The sequence below is a fragment of the Roseomonas sp. CECT 9278 genome (genome assembly GCF_918698155.1).
Classification (GTDB): Bacteria; Pseudomonadota; Alphaproteobacteria; order Acetobacterales; family Acetobacteraceae; genus Neoroseomonas.
Genome location: NZ_CAKKLX010000015.1, coordinates 25,454 through 48,061 on the forward strand (window position 1 = coordinate 25,454; position 22,608 = coordinate 48,061).

Below are 22,608 nucleotides of genomic sequence, written 5' to 3' on the forward strand. Positions count from 1 at the left end.
GATCAGGCCCGTGGCGCCAGGTGCAGCGCCACCACCTCGCCATCCTGCCCGGCCACCGGGGGAAACCGGTCGCGCACCGCCGGGTCGTGCCCGGGAATGACGCGGCTGTCGTCGCCGCCGGCCAGCTTCTTGGCGGTGCGCCAGCCCGCCGCCATGGCACCGAGGTCGAAGATGATCGGGAAGGGATTGCCCGCCAGCGCGTTGGCGTAGAAGTGCATGGCGTCCGAGGCCAGGACCACCGGCCCGCGCGCGGTCTCCACGCGCACCACCTGCAGCCCGTCGCTGTGGCCACCGACGCGGTGCACGGTGACGCCGGGCGCGATCTCGGCATCGCCGTCGTGGAATTCCACGCGGTCGGCATAGAGCGCGCGGACCATGGCGACCACGTGCTCGGCCTCGAAGGGCATGCGGATGGCGTGGACGCACATGTGGCGGCCGACGGCGAAGTGCATCTCGCGTTCCTGCAGGTGGAAGCGCGCGGCGGGGAAGATATCCAGGCTGCCGGCATGGTCGTAGTGCAGGTGGGTGATGATGACGTCCTGCACCTTCGCGGGATCCGTGCCCATCGCGGTCAGGCAGGCGCCGACCGACCGCGACAGCTTGCGCCCGCGCTTCACCGCGAGCTCGGCGTCGAAGCCGGTATCGACCACGATCTCCCGCCCATCGGGCCCGCGCAGCAGCCAGACGAAGTAGTCGAGCGGCATGGCCTCATGCGGGTCGGGCACCGGCAGCAGGTGGTTGGACTGCGCGGTGCGATCATGCCGGCCGTAGCGCAGCGCATAGGCTTCCCAGGTCATGGCGCCTTGTTCCCCCCGAGTTCCGTGCCGGTCATCGCCTCCGACAGCTTGGCCATGGCGGTGTGGTCGGCACCCGGCCCGAGCATGGCCGCCGAGGCCGCCCACATCTCCCGGCACAGCGCCGAGAACGGCGTGGGCGTGGCGGTCTCGCGCCCCACTTCCAGCGCGATCGACAGGTCCTTGACCATCAGGTCGAGGCCGAAGCCGGCGTCGAAGCGGCGCGACAGCACGTATTCCTTGAACTTCCTCTGGCTGGAATTGGTCATGCCGGAACTGGCGTTCAGCACATCGACCATCTTCGCCGGGTCAAGGCCGAAGCGCTGGCCGATCAGCAGGGCCTCGATGCCCATCAGGAAGCCGCCGGCGCTGACCAGGTTGTTCAGCGCCTTCATCGCCTGCCCCGCGCCGATCGGCCCGCAGCGATGGATGGAGGTGCCCATGGCCTTCAGCACGGGCTCGGCGCGATCGACATCCGCGTCCTCGCCGCCGGTCATGATGGCGAGCTGGCCGGTCCTGGCACGCGGCACGCCGCCCGACACCGGCGCGTCGATCATCGCGACACCATGGCCCGCCAGCATCGCTGCGATCTCGCGCGTGCGGCCGGGCTGGCCGGAGGTCATGTCGACGACCAGCATACCCTTCGCCAGCGCGGGCAGCATGGCCTCCACCGCCTCGCCGACCTGCTTGCTGGTGGGGACGATGATGACGACGCAGTCCGCGCCGGCGGCGGCCTCGGCCGGGCTGGCGGCCGCCTTGGCCCCCGTCTCGGTGGCGAAGGATGCCGCGCGGCCGGGGGCAGCGTCGCAGACCGTGACGTCGAAGCCGGCCTTCACAAGGTTGGCCGCCATCGGCCAGCCCATGTTGCCGATGCCGGCGAAGGCAATGCGCTTGATGGCGGCCATGGCGGTCACTTCTTCCCCGGCAGCGCGCCTTCGGCGAGCAACACCTCATGCGCCGCCTTGAAGGCATCGAGGCCCGCCGGGATGCCGCAATAGGCGGTGGCGTGCAGCAGCGTCGCCTTGATCTCGTCCACCGTGATGCCGTTGTTGAGCGCGCCCTTCACATGCAGCTTCACCTCCGGGATCTTGCCCAGCGCGGTCAGCATCGCGAGGTTCAGCAGCGAGCGCGTCTTGCGGTCCAGCGTCGGGTCGCCCCAGGCCCAGCCCCAGGCCCAGGTGGTGGTGGCGCGCTGGAAGGACATCATGAACTCGTCGGCCTTGGCCATGGACGAATCCACATAGTCGGCGCCGAGCACCTCGCGGCGGATCGGAAGGCCCTTGTCGAACAGCGCCTGGTCGTCGGACATGCGTTTCATCCCCTGGTGGCTTGCGTGACGCGCAGGCTGACCCGCCCCGGGGGGGCGGTCAACGGGCCGGCGTCAGATGACGGGCAACGAACCGCCGTCGATGCGAAGCTCCGCGCCGGTGATGCTGGCGGCGCGCGTGGAGGCGAGAAAGGCGATCGCCTCCGCCACCTCGCCCGGCGTGTTCGGGCGGCCGAGCGGAATGCCACCGATCGCCTCCATCAGGCCGGCGCGCGCGGTCGCGTGGTCCGACCCTGCTTCGGAAGCGAGGCGCGCGACCAGCGCGACGGAGGCCTCGGTCTCGGTCCAGCCAGGGGAGACGCGCAGGACGCGCACACCCTTCGGGCTCACCTCCTTCGAAAGGCCCTTGCTGTAGTTGGTCAGCGCCGCCTTCGCCGCGGCGTAGCCGAGCGTCGCCTCGAACACTGGCGACTGCGCCTGGATCGACGTGACATGCACGATCACGCCCGACCCCTGCGCCAGCATCAGCGGCAGCAGCGCACGATCCAGCCGCACCGCCGGGAACAGGTTGAGGTCGAGCTCGCGCGTCCAGGTGGCATCGTCCAGCGCCGCGAAGCCGCCGGCCGGCGCGCCCGAGCCACCCAGCGCATGCACCAGCACGTCGATGCCGCCGAGGCGCGCGCGCACGGCCTGCGCCACGCTGGCGCAGCCTTCAGCGGTGGTGAGGTCCGCGGCCACCACGACCAGCCCATCGGCGCCGCCCGCCGGCGCACTGCGCGATGCGGCGAGCACCGTGGCACCCCCTGCGCGCAGGCGCTGCGCGGTCGCGAGGCCGATGCCGCGGCTGGCACCGGTGACCAGCACGCGGGCGCCGTCGAAGTCGCGGTCCATCAGCCGATCTCCAGCGACTGGATCGCGCCATCGGCAAGCCGGAAGGCGTGGTCGATCATGATGGGCGAGCCCGGGAAATTGCCGGTGACCTGCGCCGCGACGACGTGCAGCGCGCCATCTAGGCGCAGGGAGACGGGTTCCGACCGCTGCGCGTATGTCGCCTTCGCAGCCGCCATCCAGGCGGCGATGGCGGCGTGGCCGGTGCGGGTCTCGCGTTCGTCGCGCACGCTGGCGCCGGGGGCGAAGCAGCGGGCGAGCGCATCGGCGTCACCGGCCTGTTCGGCGGCGAAGTAGGCGGCGATGGGGTCTGGCAGGGTGGGCATGGCGGGTCTCCGACTTGTGTCGGGCTGGATGTGCTGGGATGCTCTCTGAATGACAAGAACAGACGAAAAAGTGGGTTACGCACCGAAAAGTAAGCACGACCGGAAGGGCGCGCCCTATACGCCCGAGACGGCGGCGGCGGATGTCGATGCGGCGCTGCGGGTGCTGGAAGGGCGCTGGAAGCTGATGATCCTGTTCCAGCTGTTCGGCGGGCGGCTGCAGCGCTTCTCGGAGCTGGAACGCGCCATGCCCGCGGTGTCGCAGAAGATGCTGGTGCAGCAGCTGCGCCAGCTGGAGAAGGACGGCGTGGTGCGTCGCATCGTCCACCACCAGGTGCCACCCAAGGTGGAATACGGGCTGACGGCATGGGGCGAGGCGCTGTGCCCAGCGCTCGACGCGATCCTGGTCTGGGCGGCGGAGCGCGAGCGGCTCGCGCCCGCCAGTCGCGGCGACACGCCACCGGCCGCATGCGATAGCTGAGGCGGGAGGACCAACCGCATGTTCTTCGAAGGCTTCACGCTGGAATTCCGCGAGGCGAATGACCGGCGCTTCCGACTGCGCCGTGGCGGGGAAGGCCCGCCGCTGCTGCTGCTGCACGGCAATCCGCAGACCCATGCGATGTGGCACCGTGTCGCGCCCACGCTGGCGCAGCGCTTCAGCGTGGTCTGCCCCGACCTCACGGGCTATGGGCTGTCGGACAAGCCGCCGGTCAGCGATGACCACGCGGCGTATTCGAAGCGTGCCATGGCGGCGGACATGGTCGCGCTGATGGGCGCGCTGGGGCACGAGCGATTCCAGGTCGTGGCGCATGACCGCGGCGCGCGCGTCGCGCATCGCATGGCGCTCGACCACCCAGACGTGGTGCAGCGCCTGTGCACCATGGACATCATCCCGACGCTCGAACATTTCGAACGCGCGGACATGGCCTTCGGCCTGGGCTACTGGCACTGGTTCTTCCTCGCGCAGCGCCATCCCGGGCCCGAGCGCATGATCCGCGCCGATATCGAACCCTGGTTCGACTTCCACACCTCGCGCGAGCCCAAGCCGGCGGATTTCTTCCACCCCGAGGCCCGCGCCGACTACCTGGCCGCCCTGCACGCCCCCGGCACCATCGAGGCGATGTGCGAGGACTACCGCGCGGCAACCGCGATCGACCTTGACCACGACCGCGCCTCGCGCGACGCGGGGCTGAAGGTGGGCTGCCCGCTGCTTGCGCTGTGGGGTGCGAAGGGCAGCCTGCCGAAATGGTACGACCCGGCCGCCATCTGGCGTGGCACCGCGGCCGGGCCGATCGACACCGCCGCGATTGCCTCCGGCCACTACCTGGCCGAGGAGGCGCCGGAGGCGGTGCTGGCCAGGCTCGACGGTTTCCTCAGGGCCTGAGGACCCCTTCAGCGACCACGAGGCGCAACAGGTTGCGCCCGTCGGGCGTGCGGGCGTAGCGCGCCTCCTGTGCGAGTGCACGGATCAGCGGCACGCCGAAGCCGCCCTCGCGCGCCGGATCGCCGCGCGCGGGCAGCGCCGCCCGAGTCGGGTCGAAGGCGACGCCTCGATCGGCGAATTCCAGCACGCAGCGCCCGCCCTGCAGCGAGACGGTGACCTCCGCGGCCGCATCCCGCGTGGCCGCGAAGCCATGGCGCAGGATGTTCAGCGCGACCTCCTCGATCAGCAACTCGGCCCGCGCGACGACCGCGGCGGCGCAGCCCTGCGCCTGCAGCCAGTCCGCCGCCGCAGCCTGCGCGCGCCCCACCTCGGCGGCCGCGGTTCCAGCGAGGCACAGGCGCAGCGCGCCCTGCGCATTCACGCCGCGAGAAGTGCGAGCGCCGCCGCCTCATCCGCGACGACGGGGATCAGGTCGTCGAGCGCCACCACCGAGAAGACCTCGGCGACCGGTGGCTGCGGCGCCACGAGGATCATCCTGCGCCCGCGCCGGGTCGCGACCCGTCCCGCCGAGATCAGCATGCGGATGCCGAGCGACCCCGCGAAGGGCACGCCCGCGATATCCACCAGCACATCGCCCGGCGCGCCGGCAACCTGCGCGGTGAAGGCAGCTTCCACAGCCTCGGCCCCGGCGGCGTCCAGGCGGCCCTTGAGGCCCAGGCGCAGCGCATCGGCGCCGGTGCCGATCACCATCACTTCCATATCCTCATCTCCCCCAGGGCTGCGCCCCCCGGCGCGCCATGCATGACCCCAACGCATTGCGCGGCGATCAATGAAAGTCGAGTGTCAGAATGGAGACATCGTCGTCGAGCGGGCCGGGCCGGGCGAGCCCGCGCACGGTCCGCAGCAACCGTTCAGGCTCTGCCAGGCCCGGCACCGGTGGCTCGCCGAGATGCGGCAGGATATCGTGGATGGTCAGTTGCCGGCCGTCCGCCGTCTCGACCTCGAAGGCGCCGTCGCTGAACAGATGCAGGCGCGCCGCGGCCGGGATCGCCACCTCGGCGCGGCGATAGGACCAGTCGGGCGTCAGCCCGATCGCCGGGTTCTTCAGCCAGAGCGGCGCCGGCGTGCCGCCGCCGCCAGCCACCAGGAAAGCCGGGTGCTGCCCCGCGCAACCGAAGGCAAGCAGCCGCGTCGCGGGATCGAACACGCCGTACCAGATCGAGAAATAGAGTCCGCCCTGCGCGTCCATCTGGAAGCGCTCATTGGCTGCCGCCAGTACGGCGGCCGGGTCGGCGAAATCGACGCCGGGCAGGCTTCGCGCGCGCAGCACGTTCATCACCGAGGCCGCCAGCAGCGCCGACCCCGCGCCATGGCCCGAGACATCCAGCAGCCACACCGCGAAGCGACGGTCATCCAGCCAGCCATAGCCGAAGCCGTCGCCGCCGATCTTCGCCGAGGGCACGAAGCGCCAGTCGGCGCGCACCGGCCCGTCCGGGATCGGCGGCGGCAGGAGCGCGGCCAGGTAGCGCCCGGCGCGATCGAGGTCGCGCTCGACGCCCTCCGCCCGGGCCAGGTCGCCGGCACGCCCGCTGCGATAGACCAGCGTGAAGGGGCCAAGGCGCAGCCGCGCGCCGGGGGCGAGCCGCGTCGGCCCCGCCGCCGGCCGCCCATCGACGATGGTGCCGTTGGTCGAACCGAGATCGGTCACCACAACGGCGTCACCCTCGATCGCGAGGACGCAATGGGCACGCGAGACATCCTGCGACGGCAATGCAAGCCCGCTGCCGGGCGCCCGGCCGATGGTCAGCGGCGCCGGGCCGATCGTGACGCGCCGCGCCGCGACGCCCTCCGCGGCCTCGAGGTCGAGCAGGTGCACAAGCGGTTCCGCGACGCCCGCCGGTGCGGCGCGGCGCAGCATGGTGCGCTCGGACTCCGCATCGTGGCGCTGCGTCGCGTCCCCGGTCACGGAAGGATGCCCAGGGCAGCGAGGTCCACCACCCAGGGCAGGTCGGTATCGCCGGGCCGCGCACCGGCGCGCGTGATCAGCGCATGCGCCTGGCCGCGGTGATGCGTCTGGTGGTTGAAGACATGCCCGACCAGCACCCAGAGCGGCATGGTCACCTCGCGGCCCGAGATACCGGAGAACCAGGTCAGCGATGCGGCGAGGCGCTGGTCGGTCAGCCCCTCCGCCCAGGCGGCGATGCGGGCATCCGCCGCGACCCGCGCCGCGCGCAGCGCAGGCCAGTCCGCCACCATGCGCGGGCTGTCCTGCATGGCGACCGGCGGCGGGTCCCAGCCGTCGAAGCGGCTCATCCAGATCGTATCGCCCCACAGCAGATGCGACAGCGTGCCGTGGATCGACCCCCAGAAGGCGCCGCCATCGGCGCGCCGCAGGGCGTCGTCCAGCGTATCCGCGGCGGCGTAGAGCCGGCGGTTCATCTCGGCGTTGTAGGCCGCCATCATGCGGCACCAGGCGGGGCTGACCATGGGCGTGGCCTCCGGCGTCAGAGCGGTTTCCAGAAGAACACGGTGTCGCAGGCGCGGCGCGCCGCATCCACTTCGAAGCCCGGGATGCGGCCGAGTTCCTGCCAGGATTCGGCGCGGTACAGCGCCTCCGCGGCGCTGCCCGCGCGGGTGTCGAGGTTGAGGATCGAGCGCCCATGCCCGCGCGCCGCCTGCTCCGCGCGGCGCATCAGCGCGCGGCCGATCCCGGCGCGGCGCGTCGCCGGATCGACCAGCAGCTTCTGGATGGCGGCGACATGCGGCTGGTTCGGCGCGGTCGCGAGGTCGAGCGTCACGCTGCCGGCCATGATCCCATCGCGCCAGGCCACCAGCAGCACGCGCGAACCGGTCGCCACCGCCACCGAGGTCTGCTTCCAGAAGGCCAGGGCGCGATCGCGCGGCAGCGGCGGCAGGAATTCCAGCGAGGCATCCTCCGCCACGCAGGCGACCAGCAGGCCGGCCAGGCGGCGTTCGGCGCTGGCGGCGGCGGCGGCGTCCAGCGCTTCCACCACCAGCCCGCGCGCCGGCTTGGCGTAGCGGAATTCCAGTGAATTCGAGATGTCGTCCAGGATGCGGATCGACCCCTGCCGCACATAGCCCTGCTTTTCGTAGAAGCCATGCGCGCGGGTGAAGCGCGTGTCGGTCCACAGCACCAGGCGCTGCGCGCCGGCGGCGCGCGCATGGTCCTCGGCGGTGCGCAGCAGGCCCGCGGCCAGGCCGATGCCGCGCGCCGCCCCGTCCACGTACATGCGGCAGATCTCCCAGGCCGCGTCGTCGTCGTTGAGCGGGCGCGTGCCGACCATGCCGATGATCCGCCCGTCGCTTTCCGCGGCCCAGAGCATGCCGCCCTGGTCGTGGAAGTAGCTGGCGAGGGCGCGCAGTTCCGGCACCTCGCCGTCCAGGTCCAGGATGCAGCCGGGATATTCCGCCCAGCAGGCGCGGATCAGGGCGATGAAGCCGTCGGCGTCGGTGTCGCGGCCGGGGCGAAGGTCAGGCGCAGCCATCGACTGCCGACCTCCGGTGACCGGTGCCACGGCGCCTGCGCCCTGCGGCCATCGGATGGTCAGGCCAGCTCGCGGCAGAACTCCTGGATGCGGCCGCAGGCCTCGCGCAGGCTCTCGGTGTCGGTCGCGTAGGAGATGCGCAGATAGGGCGACATGCCATAGGCCGCGCCCTGCACGGCGGCGACGTACTTTTCCTCGAGCAGCGCGAGGGCGAAGTCGGTGTCGGTGTCGATCTTGCGCCCGCCCTTCGTGGTCTTGCCAAGGCAGCCGGCGATATTGGGGAAGACGTAGAAGGCGCCCTCGGGCTTGTGGCAGGCGATGCCGGGGGCGGCGTTCAGCATGTCCACCACCAGGTCGCGGCGCTGCTTGTAGATCGCGGCGCGCTCGGCCACGAGGTCCTGCGGCCCGTCCAGCGCGGCGGCGGCGGCGGCCTGCGACACGGTGGAAATGCCCGACGTCGCCTGGCCCTGCATGTTGATCATCGCCTTGATCAGCGCCTTCGGCCCGCCGCAGAAGCCCACGCGCCAGCCGGTCATGGCGTAGGTCTTGGACGCGCCGTTGACCGTCAGGGTGCGGTCCTTCAGCTCCGGCGCGACCTCGGCGATGGTGCAGAATTCGAAGCCGTCATAGACAAGGTGCTCGTACATGTCGTCGGTCATGACCCAGACATGCGGGTGCTTCTTCAGCACCGCGGCGATGGCCAGCATCTCCTCGCGCGAGCACGCCGCACCCGTCGGGTTGTTCGGGAAGTTCAGCATCACCCACTTGGTCTTGGGCGTGATGGCGGCGTCCAGGTCCTCGGGCCGCAGCTTGAAGCCGTTGTTCTGCGGGCAGGACACCAGCACGGGCGTGCCGCCGGCGACCTTCGCCATGTCGGCGTAGGAGATCCAGTACGGCGCGGGCACCACGACCTCGTCGCCCGGATCGAGGGTCGCCATGAAGGCGTTGTAGATGCACTGCTTGCCGCCATTGGCGATCATGATCTCGTCGAGCGCGTAATCCAGGTTGTTGTCGCGCTTGAACTTGCGCTGCACCGCCTGCTTGAGTTCCTTCGTGCCATCCTGCGGCGGGTACTTGGTGTCGCCGGCCAGCGCGGCCTTGTACGCCGCCTCGATGGCGTGGCGCGGGGTGTCGAAGTCGGGCTCGCCGGTGCCCAGGCTGATCACCTTGATCCCCTGCGCCGCGAGCTCGCGCGCCTTCATGGTCATCACGACCGATGCGGAGATGGAGACCTCGTTCATGCGGGCGGCAAGAGCTGGCATTTTCGTTCCGAATCCGTTGTGGTGCTGGCCTTGGGGAAACTAGGCCCTGCGCGGCACGCCGCCAAGGCGCGCAGGGCGCTCATAGAGCCAATCGACGCCCTCCTCGCCCACCCGGGCGAAGCCGAGGCGCTCCCAGAAGCGATGCGCGGGGCTTTCGCGCAGCACCTCGATCCGCAGGGGCAGGCCCGGCGCGCCGTCGAGCACCGCCGCCACCGCCGCGGCGCCGATGCCACGCCCCTGGAAGGTCGGCTCGACATAGACCGAATGCAGCGCGATGTGGTCCGCCGCCGGCGCCATGCCGATACAGCCCAGGCGAGCGCCGTCCTGCATGATCACGCGCAGCTCGCCCGCATCGAACACCGCGCGCATCCGGGCGCGCCGGCGTTCCGGCAGAAAGCGGCCGAGCCGCTCCAGATCCGCCCGCAGCACCCGCACCGAGAGGTCGAGCAGCGGCTCGAAATCCGCTTCCTCGGCCGGGCGCAGCGCGAGGCTCACGTCATCGACGCGCAGAACTTCTGGATGCGCGTGCAGGCTTCGCGCAGCGCCTCGTCCGAGGTCGCGTAGGAGATGCGGAAATGCCCGGGGCTGAGGAAGGCCTCGCCATGCACCGTCGCGACGCCGGCTTCCTCGAGCAGCGCGATGGTGAAGTCCTCGTCGGTCTTGATGGTCTTGCCGCCGGCGGTGGTCTTGCCGATGCAGCCGCGCATCTCCGGGAAGACGTAGAAGGCGCCCTCGGGCTTGTGGCAGCGCAGGCCGGGGGAGGCGTTCAGCATGTCCACCACCATGTTGCGGCGGCGCTCATAGACCACGCGCATCGCCTCGATGCTCTCCTGCGGGCCGACCAGCGCCTCGACCGCCGCGGCCTGCGAGATCGAGCTGGTGCCGGAGGTCGACTGCCCCTGCAGCTTGTCCATCGCCTTGATGAGGTGCACCGGCGCCCCCGCGAAGCCGATGCGCCAGCCGGTCATCGCATAGGCCTTGGAGCACCCGTTCATCGTCACGGTGCGGTCGCGCAGCCCCGGCTCGACCTCGAGGATCGTCGCCGGCTTGAAGCCGTCATAGACCAGCTTCTCGTAGATATCGTCGGTGAACACCCAGACATCGGGGTGCTTCATCAGCACGTCGGTCAGCTTCTTGAGCTCCGCGGCGGAATAGGCGGCACCCGTCGGGTTGCAGGGGTTGTTCAGGATCAGCCACTTGGTGCGCGGCGTGATCGCGGCCTCAAGTTGCTCCGCGCTCATCTTGAAGCCGGCGTTCTGGCCGCACTGCACGATCACCGGCGTGCCTTCCGCCAGCTGCACGATGTCCGGATAGGACACCCAGCAGGGCGCCGGGATGATCGCCTCGTCGCCCGGGTTGATGGTGGCGATCAGCGCGTCGAAGATGACCTGCTTGCCGCCGGTCGAGACGATGATCTCCTCCGGCGTGTAGTCGAGGCCGCTGTCGCGCTTGAACTTCTCGCAGACCGCGCGGCGCAGCTCCATGGTGCCGGCGACGTCGGTGTACTTCGTCTCGCCGCGCTCGATCGCCGCGATCGCCGCGTCCTTCACGTTGCGCGGGGTGTCGAAGTCGGGCTCGCCCGAGGACAGGCCGATGACGTCCTTGCCCGCCGCCTTCAGCGCGCGCGCCTTGGCCGTCATGGTGATGGTGAGCGAAGGCGAGATGCGGTTCAGGCGATCGGCGATCAGGTTCATGGCAGGCCCGGTGCGGTTCTGGGGGAGTGCGGGGACCGTAGTCCCGCACCCCCCGGCCATCAACCCGCTCCGTCAATCGAGGCGCAGCGGCCGCAACCCCCCATAGGACCAGCCGTTCTCGACCAGGCAGGCATTGCGGGCCTCGCGCCGCGGCCGGGTGTTCACATCCACCCAGTCAAAGCGCGGCGGTTCGTAGCGCGGCGGGCGATAGGTGCAGTCCTGCGAGCCATCGCTGCGGTTGCGGCAGCGCCGTTCGGCCGGCACGTGGTAGCCGGCCGCGACCTGCGTCCAGACCATCGCAGGCGGCACCTGCCGGGTCGCGAGCGCCCCGCATTGCGCCTGGGCGGCGTCGGATTCGGCCTCGGTGGCCCCGGGCCTCTCCCATCGTTCGGCACAGCCGGCGACGAGCAGGATGGCGACTATCCACATACGCATCGCCTGCAGCCTGCCAGCATCGCGCGCGGAATGCACGGGCTGATCGGGGCGAGCGTCGCGGCCAGCCAGCGCCGGCGCGGCAGGCCCGGCGTGCGGTGTCGCCATCCGGTTCCGCAGACGCCTTGGCGTCCCGGCATCATCGCGGGCGCAGCAGCAGCGCCACCACCGCCAACACCGCCCCCACGCCCAGCACCACCACCGCGCCCAGCGCATTCACCTCCGGCGTCAGCCCCCGCCGCAGCATCGAGAACAATTCCATCGGCAGCGTCGTGCCCGCCGGCCCCGAGACGAAGGAGGCGATCACCACATCGTCCAGCGACAGCGTAAAGGCCAGAAGCCAGCCCGCCGCCAGCGCGGGCGCGACCAATGGCAGCGTGATGGTCCGGAACGCGGCCAATGGCGTGGCGCCCAGGTCCATCGCCGCTTCCTCGAGGCTGCGGTCGGTCTCGGCCAGGCGCGCCTGCACCACCACGGCGACGAAGGCGGCGCCGAGCGTGGCGTGGGCCAGCAGCACCGTGGTCGCGCCGCGCCCTGCCGGCCAGCCGGTCAGCCCCTCCAGCGCGACGAACAGCAGCAGCAGCGACAGGCCGGTCACCACCTCCGGCAGCACCAGCGGCGCGCCGATCAGCGCGCCGAAGGCGGCACGGCCGCGGAACGGCCCGAAGCGGGCCAGCGCCCATCCGGCCACGCCCCCCAGCGCCACCGCCAGCGTGGCGGCGCCGGCGGCGATGCGCAGCGAACGCAGTGCCGCCTCCACCAGCCGTTCATTCGCCGCGAGCGCCGCGAACCAGCGCAGCGAGAAGCCGCCCCATTGGAACGGTATGCGATCGGCGCTGAAGGCATAGGCCACCAGCAGCCCGATCGGCAGCCACAGGAAGGCGAAGCCGGCCAGCATGGCGATGCGCACGAAGCGGCCGCGCGTTGTCGTCGCGCCGTGGCGCGCGTGCGTCCTGGTCGCGCCGTGGCGCGCGTGCGTCATGGTCGCGCCTGGGCGGGCGTGCGTCATGGTCGCGCCTCGATGCGCTGGAACAGCCGGATGGGGACCAGCAGCAGCGCCAGCAGCGCCACCGCCAGCGCGGCCGCCACGGGCCAGTCGCGGTTCTGGAAGAATTCCTGCCACAGCACGCGCCCGACCAGCTGCGCCTCGGGCGGTCCCATCAGTTCCGGGATGACGAATTCGCCGGCCGCCGGGATGAACACCAGCAGGAATCCGGCCGTCGCGGCCGGCAAGGTCGCCGGCAGCGTCACGGTCAGGAACACGACGGGCGGCCGCGCGCCAAGATCCGCCGCCGCCTCGGCCAGGGTCGGGTCAAGCCGCAGCAGCGCGGCGAACAGCGGCAGCACCGCGAAAGGCAGGTAGGCATGGACCATCCCAGCGAGCATCGCGCCGTCGGTGTACAGCAGCGGCAGCGGCGCCTCGATGATGCCGGCCGCACGCAGCATGCCGTTGATCCAGCCCTCATCGCGCAGCAGCCCGATCCAGGCGCCGACGCGCAGCAGGAAGCCGGTCCAGAAGGGCAGCATCAGCGCCGCCAGCAGCAGCACGCGCCGGCGCGGCGCGGCGCGCGCGATGCCGATCGCCATCGGGTAGCCCAGGGCCAGGCACAGCAGCGCGGTCATCGCGGCCACACCCAGCGCGCTCAACAGCGCGTCGAGGTAGTAGGCATCGGCGACCAACATCGAAAAGCCCGCGGCGGCCAGCGCAAGGCGGAACGGCGGCACGCCGGGATCGGCCTCGGCCAGCGCGATGGCGAGCAGGATGGCGGCGGGCGCCGCCACGAACACCAGCAGCCAGGCGGCCACCGGGGCCAGCAGCAGGCGGCGGGTCACGCGGGCAGCGCCACGATGGCATCGGCCTCCCAGGCCAGGCTGACGGGCGCACCGCGGGCGGGGGGCGCGCCATCCTCCTCGGCATGCGCCACGCGCAGTGTCGCGCCGCCTGCCAGGCGGACCAGCAGCAGCGAATCATCGCCGCGGAAGGCGACTTCCTCGACCACGCCGGCGGCGGTGTTCATGCCGGTCGCGCCGGGCGCGACGCGGATGCGTTCGGGCCGCAGCGCCACGGCGGCCGTGCCGTCCGGGATATCGCCGGCGAAGCACGCGCCGGCCTCCGGGCTGTCGAAGCGGCCGGGCGCGGCGCGGCCCTCCAGCACATTCGCCGCGCCCAGGAAGCGCGCGACGAAGCGCGAGGCCGGTCGCTCGTAGATCGCGCGCGGCGTGCCCACCTGCGCGACACGCCCGGCGTCCAGCACCGCCACGCGGTCGGCCAGCGCCAGCGCTTCCTCCTGGTCATGCGTGACCATCACGAAGGCCGCGCCGGTCGCGCGCTGCAGGGCGCGCAGCTCGAAGCCCGTGCGTTCGCGCAACCCCGCATCCAGCGCGCCGAGCGGTTCGTCGAGCAACAGCAGGCGCGGGCGCATCACCAGGGACCGTGCCAGCGCCACGCGCTGCTTCTGCCCGCCGGAGAGCTGGTGCGGCCGGCGCGCGCCGAAGCCCTCCAGACCCACCATGGTCAATGCCGCCGCGACGCGCGACGCGGCCTCGGCGCGTGACACCCGGGCGCGCCGCAGGCCATAGGCGATGTTGTCCGCGACGCTCATGTGCGGGAACAGCGCATAGGACTGGAACATCATGTTGACCGGCCGCGCCCAGGGCGGCATCGCGACGATGTCGTGCCCGTCCAGCAGCAGCCGCCCGGCATCCGGCGCCTCGAAGCCGGCGATGATCCGCAGCAGGGTGGACTTGCCGGACCCCGACCCGCCGAGCAGCGCGAAGAACTCGCCCGCCGCGATCTCGAGGTCGAGCGCATCCAGCGCCAGCGTGGTCCCGAAACGCTTGGTCAGCGCCTGCGCGCGCAGCAGCGATGCCGGCGCGGCGGCTTGAAGCGGCGCGCCCAAGCTAGCGCCCGCGCTTGAAGCGCGCCCACAGCCGCGTGCGCTCGCGCTCGGCCTCGCGCGGCGGCGTGCCGGCGACGAAGCTGCGCGCCAGCGCCTCGGGCGGCGGAAACACGTTCGGGTCGTTGCGGACCGCCTCATCCACCAGGGGTCGGCTGGCCGGCACGGCATTCGGGTAGCGCACATGGTTGGTGATGCCGGCCATCACGTCGGGCTGCAGCAGGAAGTTGATGAAGGCGTGGGCCGCATCGGGGTTCGGCGCATCGGCCGGGATCGCCAGCATGTCGAACCACAGTTGCGCGCCCTCGCGCGGCATGACGTAGCCGACCTCGACGCCGCGGTTGGCTTCGCGCGCGCGGGCCTGGGCCTGGATCACGTCGCCCGAATAGGTCAGCGCCACGCAGGCCTCCCCGGTCGCCAGCGCATCGAGGATGGAGGAGGAGGCGATGATGGTGCGCACATGCCGGCGGATGCCCATCAGCGCCTGCTCGGCCGCGCGCAGGTCCTCCGCCGCGTGGCCGTTGGGATCGCGCCCGAGCCAGCGCAGCACCGAGGGCAGCACGTCGGTCGGGCTGTCCATCACCATGATGCCGCAGCGCGCCAGGCGCTGCGCGTTCTCCGGCCGCAGCAGGATGTCCAGGCTGTCGAGCGCCACCTCGGGCCCCAGCGCCGCGCGCACCCGATCCACACGGATGCCGAGCCCCACCGTGCCCCACAGATAGACCGCGCCATGCCGGTTGCCCGGGTCGATCCCCGCCACGCGCTCCATCAGCGTGGCATCGAGGTTGCGCCAGTTGGGGATCGCCGCGCGGTCGATCGGCCGCAGCGCGCCGGCACGCAGCAGGCGCGCGAAGGTGGGTTCGCTGGTCGGCACCACGATGTCGTAGCCCGACCGGCCGGCCGACAGCTTGCCCTCCAGCGTCTCGAGGCTGTCATACACGTCGTAGCGCACGCGGATGCCGGTCTCGCGCGTGAAGCGCGCCACCGCGTAGGGGTCGATGTAGTCCGACCAGTTGTACACGTTCAGCACGCGCTCCTGCGCCGCGGCCGGCAGGGTGGCGGCGATCAGCACAAGCAGCGGCAGCAGGCGTCGGAACATCGGCGCGGGTCCTCGGGCGGCGGGCGGCGGGTATGCGAGCGTAACACGCACCGTCGCGGCGCCATCCCCCCGGGCCATCGTATCGGATGTAGGATTTTTTCCCTTGACTAATGGGCCGTTCTTCCTGTAATCGAGCCTCACCAAGGGGCGAACTGCGTCCGCGGCGCCCCCTGCCCCCCCCCAGTCCCGACAGTCCGACCCAGAACCCCCGCCCGGGCGGGCGCGCCCGCGCGCGCCGGCCCGGCGGGACGAGGAGCCATGCATGCCATTCTCCGCCCTCGGCCTCTCGGCCCTCACCTCAGCGAACGGCTTCACGCTGTGGCACTACCGCACGGATGACCTGCGCGCCGCGGTCCTGGCGCCGGGCTATTTCGCGCCGGCCGGCGCGCAGCTGCTGCCAGGCGACATCGTCATCGTGCAGGCGTCGGACGCCACTGCGCTGATCCCGATCCGCGGCGGCACGCTGGTCGGCGGCGGTGTCACGGTCGATGGCTCGGGCGGCGCGCCGTCCCTGCTGCGATCCGCCACGCTGGTCGCGGATCTCGACCTCGCCGCCACCGCCACGGCCCGCGCCATCCAGCTCGACACCGTGGGCGAGCTGCTGTTCGAGGGCGAGATGCTCGAGGCCGGCGCCACCATCACCGGCCCGGTCGCGCAGGTCACCTTCGCGCTGCTGACCAGCGCCGGCACCGATGTGGTGGCGCCGCAGACCGTCGCGGTGGTGGCCGGCCGCGCCGGCGTGACCTTCGCGGTGCCGCCGCCCGGCGGTGGCTACCGCCTGCGCGCGCAGGAGACCGCCGACCCGACTCTGTTCGTCCGCTCGCCACCCTTTGCCGTGACCTTCCCGCCGAAGCTGCTCGCCGAGGCCGGCGGGCGGCTGCTGACCGAGGCCGACGGCCTGCTGCTGCTCTAGCGCCACCGCTTCCCCCGCCCGCCCCCCGCGCCCCGCAAGAGAGAAACCCCCCGATGTCCGACACCAAGATCAGCGCCCTTCCCGCCATCGCCAACGCCGCGGATGCCGACCTGCTGCCGGTCGTGCAGGGCAGCGGCGGCAGCGCCGTGACGCGGCGCGCGAGCCTGGCGCAGCTGCGCTCCGGCCTGCTCGCGGACCGCCCCGTGCATGTGCGCGACTTCGGCGCGGTGGGCGACGGCACGACCAACGACGCGCCGGCGATCCAGGCGGCGATCGACGCGCTCTCGGCCGGCGCCGGCGGCGTGCTGGAATTCGGCGCGCGCGCCTATCGCATCGGCAGCCCCATCGTGGTGAACAACGCCGCCATCATCTTCCAGGGCGCCGGCTTCACCGAAGGCCCGAGCGTCGCGAGCGGCACCTGGCTGACCATCAACCAGACCGGCTTCACCCCCTTCACCTTCACCGGCACCGCCGCGCGCGGCTCGGTGGTGCGCGACCTGGCGGTGCGCCAGACGCACACCGCGCCGATCGGCCCGTCCTGGGCGCCGACCGATTATGACTTCGTGTTCCGGGTGCAGGACTGCCTGGGCGCGGTGGACTTCGACAATGTCTTCCTGTGCGCCATCAATCGCGGCATCTGGATCGACAATTCGGGCCGCTTCAACATCCAGCGCCTGCGCGGCCAGGTCTACACCACGGGCATCGAGATCGACCGCGGCTTCGACGCCGGGCGCATCCAGCACGTCCATTTCTGGCCCTTCGCCTCGGCCGCCGACGACGTGGTGCGCTGGCAGCAGGCGAACCAGGATGCGATCGTGCTGCGGCGCGTGGACGGCATCTTCATGGACGACCTGTTCGTGTTCGGCGCGCGGTCGGGCCTGCGCTTCACCTCCTCGGCGTCGGGCACCGCGCGCAAATTCTACATCGGCAGCTACTATTCCGACTTCACGCAGTACGGCGCCTGGATCGACGGCACCAATGTCGTGGGGCAGATCGCCAATGCCACCACGCAGTCGGAGCTGTTCAACTCGGGCGGCGCCGTCTATCCGGGCGGCAGCGGCATCCGCATCGACGGCAGCAACGTGCGCCTGCAGATCGGCAATTTCCGCGCCGACGATTCCGAAAGCAACGCCATCCGCATCAACGGCACGGGCAACCGCCTCGATGTCTTCTCCTTCCGCGCCGAGTTCTACAACCGCCTGAATGACGGCTCCGCGGCGATCCATGTCGCGAACGTCGCGGCCGGCACGCCCAACGCGGTCTTCCTGGGCAGCCCCGCGCTGCTGGGCAACGGCAATGGCGGCCCGCTGATCAACACCGGCACCAACGGCCACATCGCCCTGGCCGGCCCGGCCGGGCGCGTCGACCGCCCGGGCGTCATGGTGGGCAGCGAAGGCAGCGGCCTGTTCGCCCCGACCAGCACCGAGATCGCCGCCGTCGCCTCGGGCATCGAGGTGCTGCGCGCCACCTCGACCGGCACGGTCACGCTGGGTGGCGTGAACGGCACGCATGGCTTCGGCATCACCACGCCCACCAGCGCGGCCAACCGCATGGTCGCGATTGCCACCACCGCCGCCGGCGCCCCCAGCCTGGCGGCCCAGGGCAGCGATGCGAACATCGCGGTCGCCTTCGCGGCGAAGGGGTCGGGCACGGTGCGCCTGCAGACGCGCGGCGCGACGGCGCTGGAGGTCAATGCGACCGGCACGCCCGGCAATTTCATGCGGATCAATGCCACCGCCTCGGGCGGCACGCCGCAGGTGCAGGCCCAGGGCAGCGACAGCAATGTCGGGCTGCAGCTGGCGGCCAAGGGCGCGGCGGCGGTCAGCACGACCAGCCCGTTCCAGCTGCCGACCTACACGGTGGCGACACTGCCCGCCGCCGCGACCTACGTCCGCTGCGTGATCTACGTCTCGGACGGCACCGCGAACAAGCGCCTGGCGATCAGCGACGGCACGTCCTGGCGCTGGCCGGACGGCGCGGTGGTGAGCTGAAGCACCCCGGACAGCGAAGGACAGCACGCGCCATGGCCTCCCTCACCGACTACGCCAAGAACCTGCTCGCCCGCGCCCTGGTGGGCCGGCAGCCGTCCCTGCCGGTCGCCGCCTGGGCGGCGCTCGGCACCGGCGGCACCGATGCCGCGGGGCTCGCCGGGGAACCGGCGGCGGCCTCGGGCTATGCCCGCCAGCCGGTGGCCTTCACCGGCTCCGGCGCGCAGCGCAACATCGCGCCGCTGCGTTTCGCCTTCACCGGCAGCGTCGGCACGCTGACGCATGTCGGCCTGTACGATGCCGTGGCGGGCGGCAATGCGCTGGCCTGGGGCACGCTCGGCACGCCGGCGACGCTGAATGCCGCCGGCACCATCACCGTGCCGGCCGAGAGCCTGACCGTGCTGGCGGACTGACGCCGCATCATTCCTGCGGCGTGCGGCCGCGGATGCCCCCGCCGGCCGAACGCCCGGCGTCGATCAGTGCCTGGGTGCGATCGCGCGCCCAGGTCGCGCCCATGTTCGGGCGCAGGTCCATGTCGCGTTCATCCACCACGGCATAGGTCACCAGGAACCCCTGCCCCGCCCGGCCGGCGATGATCGCGAGCTCCACCACCATGAAGCTCACATGCAGTTCGGGCGTGCACGACCCGCCGCGGTCGATCTGCATGCGGACTTCCCGCTGAAGACCGGCCGTGAAGGCCAGCGCATCGTCGCGTGCCTCGTTGTGGCGCACGACATGGATGCACGACGCGGCCGCGCCGCCCGCCCACGCCATCCCCAACAGCATCGCCAGCGCCGCGCGCACCGTGGCCTCCCGTCGTCCCATCGGGGCGCAGGATGCACGGAACGCGCGCGCGCCGCATCCCCCACGAAGGAGGCCCCGCCATGGATCCGCGCCAGACCCGCGGCTATCGCAACCGCAATCCCGGCAACATCGACCATCTGCCGTCGAACCGCTGGCAAGGCCTGGCGGACCCGCCCATCGAGGCGCCGCCGGCCGGTGGCGGTCGCCCACGCTTCGCGCGCTTCGTGTCGCATGAGTACGGCATCCGCGCCCTGGCGGCGCTGCTGACGACCTACCAGGACCGGCACGGGCTGCGCACCATCCGCGGCATCGTCGCGCGCTGGGCACCGGGCAGCGAGAACGACACCGAGGCCTATATCGCCGCGGTGGCGCGGCGCATGGACCGCCACCCGCGCGCCATGCTCGACCTGCATACGCATGCCGACCTGCGCCCGCTGGTCGAGGCGATCATCCACCACGAGATCGGCGGCAATCCGTATGACCGTGGCACGATCGACGCCGGGCTGCGCCTGATGGGCGTGACGGCGCAGGGCCGCGCGGCGGTGGTGCGCAGCGACACGGTGCGCGCGGCGGCCGGCACGGCGGCTGCGGGCGTGGCCGCGACGGCCGTCGTGCAGCCGATGGCCGAGGCCGCCGCGCAGGCCGCCCCGGCACTGGCGGCCCTGCACGGCCTGGCGCCCTGGCTGGCGGCGCTGATCGTGATCGGCGTCGCGGGCTGGTTCATCTGGCAGCGCCTGCGGCGGCCGGCGTGACCGCGCTGATCGCCGCCGCCTGGTCGCGCGCGGCGGGATGGATCGCCGCGATCGGCGCCGCGCTGGCGGTGCTCGGGGCGGCCTACCTGGCCGGCCGGCGCGACGGGCACGCGCTGTCCGATGCACGCACACAGCAGCGCGCCGCGCGCGCGCGGGAGATTCGCGATGAAGTGGACCGCGACGTGGATCGCGCTGGCGATCCTGCTGGCGAGCTGCGCCGGGACTGGCGGCGCGACTGACTGCGCCACCTGGCGCCCGATCCTGGTGCATGACGACGACACGCTGACGGCCGACACCGCGCGCGCCATCCTGGCGCACAACCGGACCGGACGCCGGCTGTGCGGCTGGTAGTCAGCCGGCCTGGATCGCCGCGATCATCGCCATCGCCTCGGGCGGCAACGGGCCGCGGTTGATGGCGGCGACGCCGTGGTCCAGTTCCGCGATGCTCGACGTGCCGATGATGGCGGTCGCGACCTGCGGGGGCATCGCGGCATAGCGCAGCGCGAGTTCCACCAGGTCGGCGGCGTATCCCGCCTCGATCACCGGCAGCAGGCGGCGCGCCGCCGCGACGTCCTCGGCGTAGCTCGCACCCGAGGCGATGGGCGCCACCTGCGGCACGCCATAGGCGCTGCGCGCCTCGGTGCCGCTCAGCGCGCCGCCGGCGATGATGCGGATCGCCATCACCCCCACATCGGCCGCGGCCGCCTGCGCGATGACACCGCCAAGGTCCGGCATGGCCGAGCCCGCCGGCAGCGGCGCGATCCCGCTCGGGTTGAGGATGTTGTAGGGCATCTGCGTGGTCGCGAAGCCGCCCTCGGCCAGCAGGCGACCGATCTCCTGCGCATCGCCCAGGCCGGTGAAGCCGTAGAAGCGGAACTTGCCCTGGTCGCGCAGCCGCTGCAGCACCGGCACCGCTTCGGCCAGCACCTGGTCCGCGGTGAAGTCCGGCGCAGCGCCCGCCCGCGTGGTGGGTTCGTGCAGGTGCAGGATATCGACGCTGTCGCGTCGCAGGCGCTTCAGGCTGTCCTCGACCGACGCCACGATGGTGCCGGCGATGTCGGCGCGCTGCGCGCCACGGATGCGCACCTTGGTCGCCACCGTCACCGATGCGCGCAGCGCGGCCAGCGCGCGGCCCAGATTGGTCTCCGACACGCCATCGCCATAGGCCGAGGCGGTGTCGAAATAGGTGATGCCGTGGTCGATGGCGCGGCCGATGGCGTGGTCCTGCTCGGCCGCCGTGCCCTTCACCATCAAGCCGCCAATGGCGCCGCACCCGTAGCCCAGGACCGACACCGCGATCCCCGTCCTGCCCAACCGCCGCTGCTGCATCGCGCATCCCCCGTTGCTCGCGGCGGATGCTGCGGCAGGCACCGCGGCGCGGCAAGCGCGTGGATTGCCGGGCGCGCACCGCGATGCCACGCTCGCCGGCAGGCCGGAACGGCCATCGGGAGGAAACAACATGACAAGCCGCCGCGCGATCCTGGTCGCCGCCGCATCCGCGCCCTTCGCGCGCCCCGCCCTCGCCGCCTACCCGGACCGTCCGATCCGCGTCATCGTGCCCTTCGCCGCCGGCGGCAATACCGACATCCTGGCGCGCATCGTCGCCACCCGCATGGCCGAGCGCCTGGGCCGCCCCATGGTGATCGAGAACCGCACCGGCGCCGGCGGGTCGGTCGGCGCCGAGGCGGTCGCGAAGGCCACGCCCGATGGCTACACGCTGCTGTTCGGCGCCGGCGGGCCGCTGACCGCCAACCCGGTGCTGCAGGCGAACATCCCCTATGACGTGGCGCGCGACTTCCGCCCGATCGGCCTGGTCGGCATCCTGCCGATGATCTGCCAGGTCGGCCCGCGCATCGAGGCGCGCACGCTGACCGACTTCATCGCCATCCTGCGCCAGCGCCCCAACCAGGTGACGATCGCGACGCCCGGCGCGGGAAGTGCCGCGCATCTCGCGCTCGAACTGCTGATGGCGGGGGCGGACGTGCGCGCCGTGCATGTGCCCTATCGCGGCGGCAGCGCCATGGTGCCGGACCTGATCAGCGGCACCGTCGATGCCGGCATGGTCGAACTGCCCTCCGCCCTGCCGCTGCACCTGGATGGCAAGGCGCCGATCATCGCCATCGCCACGGCGCAGCGTTCCCCCGTGCTGCCGAATGTGCAGACCTTCATCGAGGCCGGCCTGCCGGGCTTCACCGCCGGCTCCTATGGCGGGCTGCTGGCCCCTGCCGGCACACCGGCCGACGTGGTCGCCACGCTGCATGCCGCGCTGGCCGCGACGCTGGGCGAAGCCGCGATCGTCTCGCGCATCGCCGAGGTCGGCGCGATCCCCGCCGCGCAGGCGCAGCGCGACCCCGACGGCTTCGCGGCATTCCTCGCAACCGAGCTGGCGAATGCGCGCCGCGCGGCGGCTCTCGCGGGGTTGCGGCCGTCCTGAACGGCCAGCCCGGCGCCTGATCCGCGCAGGCGGGTTCGCCGGCGCGTTGAAGCCGCCGCGCTGGACGAAGGCGGCCGCGGGGGCGTGACGCGGCCACGCGGGTCGGCGATGGCGGGCATCCTGACCGCGTTGCTGGAGATGGACGCCGCGCAGGCATCCGCGCCGATTCCC

Annotated in this window: 28 protein-coding genes; 8 read left to right on the plus strand and 20 right to left on the minus strand. The window is 72.1% G+C overall.

Annotation, left to right across the window (positions count from 1 at the left end; all coding sequences use genetic code 11):
* Positions 1 to 2 precede the first annotated feature (2 nt).
* From LQ222_RS12005 to LQ222_RS12025, 5 genes are all read right to left on the minus strand, one after another.
* Positions 3 to 797 (minus strand): N-acyl homoserine lactonase family protein, encoded by a 795-nt coding sequence (locus LQ222_RS12005; protein WP_230166660.1) that lies wholly within the window; start codon positions 795 to 797, stop codon positions 3 to 5.
* Positions 794 to 1,699, minus strand: coding sequence for an NAD(P)-dependent oxidoreductase (locus LQ222_RS12010; RefSeq protein WP_230166662.1), 906 nt, complete (start codon positions 1,697 to 1,699; stop codon positions 794 to 796). The genes LQ222_RS12005 and LQ222_RS12010 overlap by 4 nt, the downstream gene beginning before the upstream one ends.
* 5 nt (positions 1,700 to 1,704) lie before the next feature.
* Positions 1,705 to 2,103 (minus strand): carboxymuconolactone decarboxylase family protein, encoded by a 399-nt coding sequence (locus tag LQ222_RS12015; protein ID WP_230166664.1) that lies wholly within the window; start codon positions 2,101 to 2,103, stop codon positions 1,705 to 1,707.
* A 72-nt stretch (positions 2,104 to 2,175) separates the two neighbouring features.
* Complete coding sequence (locus LQ222_RS12020) at positions 2,176 to 2,952, minus strand: SDR family oxidoreductase (RefSeq protein WP_230166666.1); 777 nt, start codon at positions 2,950 to 2,952, stop codon at positions 2,176 to 2,178.
* Entirely contained in the window at positions 2,952 to 3,275 is a 324-nt protein-coding gene (locus LQ222_RS12025; protein ID WP_230166668.1) for a nuclear transport factor 2 family protein, read from the minus strand. The genes LQ222_RS12020 and LQ222_RS12025 overlap by 1 nt, the downstream gene beginning before the upstream one ends.
* 49 nt (positions 3,276 to 3,324) lie before the next feature.
* Here LQ222_RS12025 and LQ222_RS12030 point away from each other — a divergent pair, with 49 nt between their 5' ends.
* Together LQ222_RS12030 and LQ222_RS12035 are read left to right on the plus strand one after the other, a co-directional pair.
* Positions 3,325 to 3,753: a helix-turn-helix domain-containing protein gene (locus LQ222_RS12030; RefSeq protein WP_230166669.1), complete on the plus strand. Its 429-nt coding sequence runs from the start codon at positions 3,325 to 3,327 to the stop codon at positions 3,751 to 3,753.
* An 18-nt stretch (positions 3,754 to 3,771) separates the two neighbouring features.
* Positions 3,772 to 4,656: an alpha/beta fold hydrolase gene (locus tag LQ222_RS12035; protein ID WP_230166670.1), complete on the plus strand. Its 885-nt coding sequence runs from the start codon at positions 3,772 to 3,774 to the stop codon at positions 4,654 to 4,656.
* On the opposite strand, the gene LQ222_RS12040 is transcribed toward LQ222_RS12035, so the two are convergent.
* From LQ222_RS12040 to LQ222_RS12100, 13 genes are all read right to left on the minus strand, one after another.
* Positions 4,646 to 5,077 (minus strand): ATP-binding protein, encoded by a 432-nt coding sequence (locus LQ222_RS12040; protein ID WP_230166671.1) that lies wholly within the window; start codon positions 5,075 to 5,077, stop codon positions 4,646 to 4,648. The two genes, LQ222_RS12035 and LQ222_RS12040, sit on opposite strands and share 11 nt — an antisense overlap.
* Positions 5,074 to 5,406 carry an STAS domain-containing protein gene (locus LQ222_RS12045; protein ID WP_230166672.1) on the minus strand — a complete coding sequence of 111 codons (333 nt, stop codon included), beginning with the start codon at positions 5,404 to 5,406 and terminating at the stop codon, positions 5,074 to 5,076. The genes LQ222_RS12040 and LQ222_RS12045 overlap by 4 nt, the downstream gene beginning before the upstream one ends.
* Before the next feature lie 76 nt (positions 5,407 to 5,482).
* Positions 5,483 to 6,622: a PP2C family protein-serine/threonine phosphatase gene (locus tag LQ222_RS12050; RefSeq protein ID WP_230166673.1), complete on the minus strand. Its 1,140-nt coding sequence runs from the start codon at positions 6,620 to 6,622 to the stop codon at positions 5,483 to 5,485.
* Entirely contained in the window at positions 6,619 to 7,143 is a 525-nt protein-coding gene (locus LQ222_RS12055; protein WP_230166674.1) for a DinB family protein, read from the minus strand. The genes LQ222_RS12050 and LQ222_RS12055 overlap by 4 nt, the downstream gene beginning before the upstream one ends.
* A 17-nt stretch (positions 7,144 to 7,160) precedes the next feature.
* Positions 7,161 to 8,162 (minus strand): GNAT family N-acetyltransferase, encoded by a 1,002-nt coding sequence (locus LQ222_RS12060; protein WP_230166675.1) that lies wholly within the window; start codon positions 8,160 to 8,162, stop codon positions 7,161 to 7,163.
* 59 nt (positions 8,163 to 8,221) lie between these two features.
* Positions 8,222 to 9,424 carry a pyridoxal phosphate-dependent aminotransferase gene (locus tag LQ222_RS12065; RefSeq protein WP_230166676.1) on the minus strand — a complete coding sequence of 401 codons (1,203 nt, stop codon included), beginning with the start codon at positions 9,422 to 9,424 and terminating at the stop codon, positions 8,222 to 8,224.
* A gap of 39 nt (positions 9,425 to 9,463) precedes the next feature.
* Positions 9,464 to 9,919 (minus strand): GNAT family N-acetyltransferase, encoded by a 456-nt coding sequence (locus tag LQ222_RS12070; protein WP_230166678.1) that lies wholly within the window; start codon positions 9,917 to 9,919, stop codon positions 9,464 to 9,466.
* The gene (locus LQ222_RS12075) at positions 9,916 to 11,118 is read right to left on the minus strand and encodes a pyridoxal phosphate-dependent aminotransferase (protein WP_230166679.1); all 1,203 of its coding nucleotides are present in this window, start codon (positions 11,116 to 11,118) and stop codon (positions 9,916 to 9,918) included. The genes LQ222_RS12070 and LQ222_RS12075 overlap by 4 nt, the downstream gene beginning before the upstream one ends.
* Before the next feature lie 72 nt (positions 11,119 to 11,190).
* A complete protein-coding gene (locus LQ222_RS12080) occupies positions 11,191 to 11,553 on the minus strand; it encodes a hypothetical protein (protein WP_230166681.1) in 363 nt (120 codons plus the stop codon).
* A gap of 136 nt (positions 11,554 to 11,689) precedes the next feature.
* Positions 11,690 to 12,448 (minus strand): ABC transporter permease subunit, encoded by a 759-nt coding sequence (locus LQ222_RS12085; RefSeq protein WP_230166766.1) that lies wholly within the window; start codon positions 12,446 to 12,448, stop codon positions 11,690 to 11,692.
* A gap of 107 nt (positions 12,449 to 12,555) precedes the next feature.
* On the minus strand, positions 12,556 to 13,383 hold the full coding sequence (locus LQ222_RS12090) for an ABC transporter permease (RefSeq protein ID WP_230166682.1): 828 nt from the start codon (positions 13,381 to 13,383) through the stop codon (positions 12,556 to 12,558).
* Positions 13,380 to 14,450 carry an ABC transporter ATP-binding protein gene (locus LQ222_RS12095; RefSeq protein ID WP_230166683.1) on the minus strand — a complete coding sequence of 357 codons (1,071 nt, stop codon included), beginning with the start codon at positions 14,448 to 14,450 and terminating at the stop codon, positions 13,380 to 13,382. The genes LQ222_RS12090 and LQ222_RS12095 overlap by 4 nt, the downstream gene beginning before the upstream one ends.
* A gap of 1 nt (position 14,451) precedes the next feature.
* Complete coding sequence (locus LQ222_RS12100) at positions 14,452 to 15,546, minus strand: polyamine ABC transporter substrate-binding protein (RefSeq protein ID WP_230166684.1); 1,095 nt, start codon at positions 15,544 to 15,546, stop codon at positions 14,452 to 14,454.
* A gap of 262 nt (positions 15,547 to 15,808) precedes the next feature.
* On the opposite strand from LQ222_RS12100, the gene LQ222_RS12105 reads away from it, so the two are divergent.
* From LQ222_RS12105 to LQ222_RS12115, 3 genes are read left to right on the plus strand one after another with little or no spacing between them, the layout of a single operon-like run.
* Positions 15,809 to 16,459, plus strand: a complete 651-nt coding sequence (locus LQ222_RS12105) for a hypothetical protein (protein WP_230166685.1) — start codon at positions 15,809 to 15,811, stop codon at positions 16,457 to 16,459.
* 53 nt (positions 16,460 to 16,512) lie between these two features.
* Positions 16,513 to 18,450, plus strand: coding sequence for a glycoside hydrolase family 55 protein (locus tag LQ222_RS12110; protein WP_230166686.1), 1,938 nt, complete (start codon positions 16,513 to 16,515; stop codon positions 18,448 to 18,450).
* A gap of 32 nt (positions 18,451 to 18,482) precedes the next feature.
* Complete coding sequence (locus LQ222_RS12115) at positions 18,483 to 18,860, plus strand: hypothetical protein (protein WP_230166687.1); 378 nt, start codon at positions 18,483 to 18,485, stop codon at positions 18,858 to 18,860.
* A 7-nt stretch (positions 18,861 to 18,867) separates the two neighbouring features.
* Here the strand turns inward: LQ222_RS12115 and LQ222_RS12120 are convergent, their stop codons facing one another.
* Positions 18,868 to 19,251 (minus strand): hypothetical protein, encoded by a 384-nt coding sequence (locus tag LQ222_RS12120; protein WP_230166688.1) that lies wholly within the window; start codon positions 19,249 to 19,251, stop codon positions 18,868 to 18,870.
* An 80-nt stretch (positions 19,252 to 19,331) separates the two neighbouring features.
* Here LQ222_RS12120 and LQ222_RS12125 point away from each other — a divergent pair, with 80 nt between their 5' ends.
* Both LQ222_RS12125 and LQ222_RS12130 read left to right on the plus strand, forming a co-directional pair.
* On the plus strand, positions 19,332 to 20,003 hold the full coding sequence (locus LQ222_RS12125; RefSeq protein ID WP_230166690.1) for a structural protein: 672 nt from the start codon (positions 19,332 to 19,334) through the stop codon (positions 20,001 to 20,003).
* A complete protein-coding gene (locus tag LQ222_RS12130; protein ID WP_230166691.1) occupies positions 20,000 to 20,242 on the plus strand; it encodes a hypothetical protein in 243 nt (80 codons plus the stop codon). The genes LQ222_RS12125 and LQ222_RS12130 overlap by 4 nt, the downstream gene beginning before the upstream one ends.
* A gap of 112 nt (positions 20,243 to 20,354) precedes the next feature.
* Here the strand turns inward: LQ222_RS12130 and LQ222_RS12135 are convergent, their stop codons facing one another.
* The gene (locus LQ222_RS12135; protein ID WP_230166692.1) at positions 20,355 to 21,296 is read right to left on the minus strand and encodes an aldo/keto reductase; all 942 of its coding nucleotides are present in this window, start codon (positions 21,294 to 21,296) and stop codon (positions 20,355 to 20,357) included.
* A gap of 166 nt (positions 21,297 to 21,462) precedes the next feature.
* On the opposite strand from LQ222_RS12135, the gene LQ222_RS12140 reads away from it, so the two are divergent.
* The gene (locus LQ222_RS12140) at positions 21,463 to 22,437 is read left to right on the plus strand and encodes a tripartite tricarboxylate transporter substrate binding protein (protein ID WP_230166693.1); all 975 of its coding nucleotides are present in this window, start codon (positions 21,463 to 21,465) and stop codon (positions 22,435 to 22,437) included.
* Positions 22,438 to 22,608: the final 171 nt, after the last annotated feature.

Coding starts and splice junctions, on each gene's coding strand:
- LQ222_RS12005 (WP_230166660.1), bottom strand. CDS start 797: ATGACCTGGGAAGCCTATGCGCTGCGCTACGGCCGGCATGATCGCACC.
- LQ222_RS12010 (WP_230166662.1), bottom strand. CDS start 1,699: ATGGCCGCCATCAAGCGCATTGCCTTCGCCGGCATCGGCAACATGGGC.
- LQ222_RS12015 (WP_230166664.1), bottom strand. CDS start 2,103: ATGTCCGACGACCAGGCGCTGTTCGACAAGGGCCTTCCGATCCGCCGC.
- LQ222_RS12020 (WP_230166666.1), bottom strand. CDS start 2,952: ATGGACCGCGACTTCGACGGCGCCCGCGTGCTGGTCACCGGTGCCAGC.
- LQ222_RS12025 (WP_230166668.1), bottom strand. CDS start 3,275: ATGCCCACCCTGCCAGACCCCATCGCCGCCTACTTCGCCGCCGAACAG.
- LQ222_RS12030 (WP_230166669.1), top strand. CDS start 3,325: ATGACAAGAACAGACGAAAAAGTGGGTTACGCACCGAAAAGTAAGCAC.
- LQ222_RS12035 (WP_230166670.1), top strand. CDS start 3,772: ATGTTCTTCGAAGGCTTCACGCTGGAATTCCGCGAGGCGAATGACCGG.
- LQ222_RS12045 (WP_230166672.1), bottom strand. CDS start 5,406: ATGGTGATCGGCACCGGCGCCGATGCGCTGCGCCTGGGCCTCAAGGGC.
- LQ222_RS12055 (WP_230166674.1), bottom strand. CDS start 7,143: ATGGTCAGCCCCGCCTGGTGCCGCATGATGGCGGCCTACAACGCCGAG.
- LQ222_RS12060 (WP_230166675.1), bottom strand. CDS start 8,162: ATGGCTGCGCCTGACCTTCGCCCCGGCCGCGACACCGACGCCGACGGC.
- LQ222_RS12065 (WP_230166676.1), bottom strand. CDS start 9,424: ATGCCAGCTCTTGCCGCCCGCATGAACGAGGTCTCCATCTCCGCATCG.
- LQ222_RS12075 (WP_230166679.1), bottom strand. CDS start 11,118: ATGAACCTGATCGCCGATCGCCTGAACCGCATCTCGCCTTCGCTCACC.
- LQ222_RS12080 (WP_230166681.1), bottom strand. CDS start 11,553: ATGCGTATGTGGATAGTCGCCATCCTGCTCGTCGCCGGCTGTGCCGAA.
- LQ222_RS12085 (WP_230166766.1), bottom strand. CDS start 12,448: ATGCTGGCCGGCTTCGCCTTCCTGTGGCTGCCGATCGGGCTGCTGGTG.
- LQ222_RS12100 (WP_230166684.1), bottom strand. CDS start 15,546: ATGTTCCGACGCCTGCTGCCGCTGCTTGTGCTGATCGCCGCCACCCTG.
- LQ222_RS12105 (WP_230166685.1), top strand. CDS start 15,809: ATGCCATTCTCCGCCCTCGGCCTCTCGGCCCTCACCTCAGCGAACGGC.
- LQ222_RS12110 (WP_230166686.1), top strand. CDS start 16,513: ATGTCCGACACCAAGATCAGCGCCCTTCCCGCCATCGCCAACGCCGCG.
- LQ222_RS12115 (WP_230166687.1), top strand. CDS start 18,483: ATGGCCTCCCTCACCGACTACGCCAAGAACCTGCTCGCCCGCGCCCTG.
- LQ222_RS12125 (WP_230166690.1), top strand. CDS start 19,332: ATGGATCCGCGCCAGACCCGCGGCTATCGCAACCGCAATCCCGGCAAC.
- LQ222_RS12140 (WP_230166693.1), top strand. CDS start 21,463: ATGACAAGCCGCCGCGCGATCCTGGTCGCCGCCGCATCCGCGCCCTTC.